This window comes from Frankia sp. CcMO1 (assembly GCF_977945845.1).
In genome coordinates this window covers 1-3,668 of the sequence record NZ_CDWTMG010000349.1, presented here as the reverse complement: position 1 = coordinate 3,668, position 3,668 = coordinate 1, and the positions used below count along the sequence as shown (strand labels likewise).

4 protein-coding genes are annotated in these 3,668 nt (G+C 72.0%); all 4 read left to right on the top strand.

The features are described 5' to 3' along the window. A partial coding sequence (locus tag AC08OU_RS23575) for an amidohydrolase family protein (protein WP_476605843.1) occupies positions 1-277 on the top strand: 277 nt, incomplete at its 5' end. A 680-nt stretch (positions 278-957) separates the two neighbouring features. Beyond that, complete coding sequence (locus tag AC08OU_RS23570; protein ID WP_476605842.1) at positions 958-2,382, top strand: pyridoxal phosphate-dependent decarboxylase family protein; 1,425 nt, start codon at positions 958-960, stop codon at positions 2,380-2,382. A 409-nt stretch (positions 2,383-2,791) separates the two neighbouring features. Then, entirely contained in the window at positions 2,792-3,163 is a 372-nt protein-coding gene (locus AC08OU_RS23565) for a Gfo/Idh/MocA family protein (protein ID WP_476605841.1), read from the top strand. A 73-nt stretch (positions 3,164-3,236) separates the two neighbouring features. Then, the coding region (locus AC08OU_RS23560) for a hypothetical protein (RefSeq protein WP_476605840.1) at positions 3,237-3,668 on the top strand (432 nt) is incomplete at its 3' end.

The following is a 3,668-nucleotide window of genomic DNA, read 5'->3' as shown; positions in this document are numbered from 1 at the left end:
CAACCACCGGTTCTACCCCGAGGATCCGATCGAGGTCTTCAAGCGGAACTTCTACGTCCACCCCTACGGAGAGGACGATCCCGCGGAGCTGCTGCAGATCGTGGATCCCGGCCACATCCTGTTCGGGTCCGACTACCCGCACCCGGAGGGCATGCAGGACCCCACCTCGTACGCCGAGGTCCTCCGGCCGCTCCTCTCGGAGGCGGACGTGGCCAGGGTCATGGGCGGCAACATGGCGTCTCTCCTCGGCGTCGAGATGACCGCGAAGGTGGCCTGATGCCGGGGACCGGCCGATGAGCTTGCGTCGGGGCGAGTTCCGGTTACCCCCGTGCCGATCGTGCGGTGATTTCCACTGGGCGCCGTGCCCGGCTTGCACGTCATGCCAGTCGGAGGGCCTGGCCTGGGTCGCGCGGCCTCGCTGAGGTCCGGGACCCGCTCCGGGTCAGGGAGGGTGGCATGAACGGACGGCGTCCTGTCTCCGCCGACTGGCACCTGCATCACCCCCCGCCCGCAACTCCTCCAGCCGCCGCCGCCGACGCCGCGCCCGCCGACGCCGCGCCCGCCGACGCCGCTCCTGGGCCGGTGTGTGGGACGTCAGTCATGCGGACAGGTTGGCAGACGCCGGCTCGCGGATCGCCGCGAGGTCGCCGGGGGAGACCAGGCCCCCTGCTGCGTCGACATGCCGGACGCGTCCATTCCGGGCGGCCCGCAATGTCGTCAATGTCGTCAATGTCGTCAGCGGCCCGCCGGTGCGACGTCCGCTAGCGTGGACTGCATCTCGTTGGCCATGACGGTCGGGGAACGCCAGGCCTGGCACCGAACGCATGGTTCGATACCGCTGCTGCCGAGGTTCGCCCACGTTTTCGGTGTGCTTAAACGTTTCCGTGACCCGGAATCACACCGAATACGTGGGCGAACCTCGGCAGCAGCGTGGGCCGCATTCGAAGGAGCGACGACATGGCGGTATCTCCCCAGGCCCCGTCCCGGTTGCTGCGCAGTGGCCCGGCCGGCGCGGCCGAGCTGGGGGAGCAGCTGAAGACCGCCGTCGCCGAGATGGCCCGGTGGATGGGAGAGTTCGGCGGCTTCGGCCCGCACCCTTCGCTGGACGTCGAGGTGGACGCCGTCGAGCGGGCCACCGAGGAGCTGCGTGCCCGGTTGCGGGACAACTACCCGTTCTTCCATCCCCGCTACGTGGGGCAGATGCTGAAATCGCCGCACCCGGCCGCGGTGATCGGCTACGTCACCGCGATGCTGGTCAATCCGAACAACCATGCCCTGGACGGCGGCCCGGCGACCGCGCGGATGGAGAAGGAGGTGGTGGCCCAGCTGGCTGCCGTGTTCGGCTTCGACCAGCATTTGGGACACCTGACCAGCAGCGGCACGATCGCCAATCTCGAGGCACTGTTCGTCGCCCGCGAAACGCATCCCGGCAAGGTGGTGGCCTACAGCGCCGACGCGCACTACACCCACTCCCGCATGTGCCACCTGCTGGGCATCACCGGTGTGGCGGTCCCGACGGCGGCCGACGGGGCGATGGACCTCCAGGCGCTGGAGGAGTTGCTGCGCACGGGAACTGTCGGCACCGTCGTGGCGACCGCGGGCACCACGGGACTGGGCGCGATCGATCCCGTCCACGAGATCGTGGCGATGTGCCGGCGCTACGGGGCGCGGGCGCACGTCGACGCCGCCTACGGCGGGTTCTTCCGCCTGATCGCCGACGACGGTCCGGACGGCGTTCCGGCCGCACCCTTCGCCGCCATCGCCGACTGCGACTCGGTGGTCATCGACCCGCACAAGCACGGGTTGCAGCCCTACGGCTGCGGCGCAGTGCTTTTCAAGGATCCCGGCGCGGCGCGCCACTACCTTCACGATTCCCCGTACACCTACTTCACCTCCGAGGAGTTGCACCTGGGGGAGATCTCCCTGGAGTGCTCACGCGCCGGGGCGGCGGCCGCGGCGCTGTGGCTGACGCTGCGGCTGTTGCCGCTTACGGGAGACGGCTTGGGCGCGGTGCTGCGCCCCGGCCGCCGGGCCGCACTGGCCTGGGCCGAGCACATCGCCGCCTGCGAGGGGCTGAGGCTGTATCAGGCTCCGCAGCTTGACATCCTCACCTACTTCCCGGCCCGGGAGTGCCTGTCGGAGGTGGACCGGGTCAGTGCCCACGTCATGACCCAAGGGATGCAGTTGCCGCCGGAGCAGTCGCTGTTCGTCGCGACGTACACCGTGGACGCCGCGGCCCTGGCAGCCCGCGGCCATCACGTGGTCGCCGACGTGCCGCGGGGCCGCATCCTGCGCAGCGTGCTGATGAAGCCGGAGACCGAGCACCACGTGGCGTCGCTGCATCGGCAGATTCTCGACCTGCTCGCCGGCGGCCACGGATAGGGCCGCGCACGGCAGAGGTCGATCGCCGTGCCGGAGGCTGTCGACCACGACCGGCGCGTCGCGTTCCCTTCGGTGGAAGTGGGCACGGGCCGGACCGTACCCGTCACGGTCGAGTGCACCACGAGGCCGCTGCAACGCTGGACCGGCGCGGGGCTCGCGGTCGAGGTGGGACGGTCGAGGCGGGTGCGCACGGCGGCGACCCGGCCGCGTTCACGCTCCCCGTTCCAGGAGGTCTCGGGTAGTGCGAAATCGGTGTGCTCGGCGCCGCGCGGATCGCGCCGGCCGCGCTGGTGAAACCCGCCCGGATCGTCGATGACGTCGAAGTCGCCGCCGTCGCGGCCCGCGACCGCCGCAGGGCCGAAACCTTCGCCGCGAAGCACGGCGTGCCGGCGGTGCACGCTGCTACGCCGTGCACTGCCTGCGCCGGCTGTCCGGCGGCGAGCCGGTGGTCACCTCGGCCACCGCGCGGACCCTGCGCCGGGACCGGCGCCTCGACCGGGCGATGACCGCGCGGTTCGCCCTCCCGGGTGGGGCGACCGGCCGGATCCGTGCCTCGATGTGGTCGCGGACGCTGCTCAACCTCCGGGCCCGCGTCGTCGGCGAGCACGGCGCGATGACGGTCGACAACTACGTCGGGCCGCACATGGTGTCCCGGTTCATCGTCACCGTGGACGGAGAGCGACGCCGCGAACGGTTCCGCGGCGAACCGACGTACGCGTACCAGCTGCGGGCCTTCACCGCGGCCGGCCTCCCGTCGCGTGGAGCCAGCGCGCCGGGATGAGTCCTCTGCCGAGATCTGTCGGCCACCCGCACTACGCTCGGGGCGTGGGCTCGCGTGGCCGAGAGGGGAGTACATGATCGTCGTTCACGCCTGGTGGTCCCCGCCAGCCGGGCAGGCAGCAACCGGTCGGCTCGTGCTGTGGGCCGAGGACGGCATGGGCCCCGCCGAGCTGCCCAAGCGCCCGGGCCGCCGCCCCCGGGTGCGCAGCCACCCGTTCGCCCTGCCTCCCGACCAGGTCGCCAAGGCCCTGCGGCTCGATCCCCAGCACGACATCAGGCCGGGGACGGCCGAGCTGGCGCTCCCGACGTATCCCAACGCCCCCGCGGCCTCGCCCGAGCTTCTCGACCTGCAGCCGCGCCAGGTGACCGACCGTGAGGCGGCCGCGCCACGGCCCCACGCGCGCTGGCGGGTGCCGACGGCGGAGGTCGCGCCGCACCACGCCGTGTCCCTGCTGCGCCTGCTCCGCGACGCCGACGAGGGGCCCCTGTCCGCGTCGGGCGAGGGC

Bases quoted from the DNA above. Each gene is read 5' to 3' on its own strand.
- AC08OU_RS23570 (WP_476605842.1), top strand. From the start codon at position 958: ATGGCGGTATCTCCCCAGGCCCCGTCCCGGTTGCTGCGCAGTGGCCCG.